The following is a 1,331-nucleotide window of genomic DNA, read 5'->3' on the forward strand; positions in this document are numbered from 1 at the left end:
CGTTTCCGGCTTCGCCCAGCGCTTGCAGAAACGACGTGCACCACCAGTGCACGTCCTGCTCACGGATATTTTTAAGCAGCTTCTGGTGCCGTGCCTGCCGCTCTTCCAGCGGCATCTGCAACGCCCGCTGTATGGTGTCTGCCGTGCCATCGGTGTCGTAGGGGTTGACCAGCAGGGCTTCTTTCAGCTGCTCCGCGGCCCCCGCAAAGCGCGACAGCACCAGTACGCCAGGATCGGCTGGGTCCTGCGCTGCAATGAACTCCTTGGCGACCAGGTTCATGCCATCGCGCAGGGGTGTGACCAGTGCCACCCGCGCCGCGCGGTAAAGCCCTGGCAGGCGTTTGCGCGCCACGTTGCGGTGGATAAAGCGGATCGGCATCCAGTCCAGTTCACCAAAGTTGCCGTTGATGGCACCGCACAGGCTTTCCAGTTCCTGGAGTAAATCGGAGTACGTGCCCATGTCTTCACGGCTCGGTGAGGCCACCTGGATCAGCGTGGCGCTGCGCAGGTTTTCCGGGTATTTTTTAAGCAGGGACTGAAACGCGCGCAGGCGTTGCGGCAGGCCCTTTGAATAATCCAGACGCTCCACGCCCAGCAGCAGTTTGCGGCGCGAGTATTCCTCTTTCATGCGTTCGTACATGTCGCACGCGTCTTTGGCATGCGTCAGCGCAGCGAATTCGTCCACGTCAATGCCAACCGGGAAAGCGCCCGCCCGCACGGTGCGGTTGAAGGCCCGAAAGCGGTGTCCGCCCAGGTCCTCGGCGCCGGCCTCGGCCTGCACGTAGCGCGAGAAGTGCAGCAGGTCGGCCTCGGTTTGAAAACCGACCAGATCGTAGGCAAAGAGCGCACGCATCAGCCATTCATGCTGGGGAATGGCCGCCAGCACCAACTGCGGCGGCAGGGGAATGTGCAGGAAAAACCCGATGCGGTGGGTAGAGCCCATCGCGCGCAATTCGGCGGCCAGCGGAATCAGGTGGTAGTCGTGCACCCAGATGATGTCATCGGGTTTCAGCAGCGTCATCAGCTTGCGGGCAAACAGCTGGTTGACGCGGCGGTAGGCGCCGATGTAGCCCGCATCAAAGCGCGCCAGATCCAGCCGGTAGTGAAACACCGGCCAGAGCACGCCGTTGCTGTAACCCAGGTAGTAGCCGGCATGGTCTTCAGCGGACAAATCCACGGTGGCGAGCGTGACGCTGCCGGCCTGTTGCACATGCAGCTCGCCGTCGCCGGGCGTACCGCCTTCGACGACGGCCCCACTCCAGCCGAACCAGAGGCCGCCCGCGGCACCAAGCGCCTCGCCCAGCGCCACGGCAAGGCCGCCAGCGGCGGGC

1 protein-coding gene is annotated in these 1,331 nt (G+C 63.8%); it reads right to left on the reverse strand.

Going from position 1 to position 1,331, the window contains the following annotated elements; all coding sequences use genetic code 11:
- Positions 1 to 1,331: alpha,alpha-trehalose-phosphate synthase (UDP-forming) (locus B3F77_RS01765; RefSeq protein WP_293603291.1), on the reverse strand; the 1,331-nt coding region annotated here is incomplete at both ends.

This window comes from Polaromonas sp. UBA4122 (assembly GCA_002381615.1).
Taxonomy (GTDB): domain Bacteria; phylum Pseudomonadota; class Gammaproteobacteria; order Burkholderiales; family Burkholderiaceae_C; genus Polaromonas.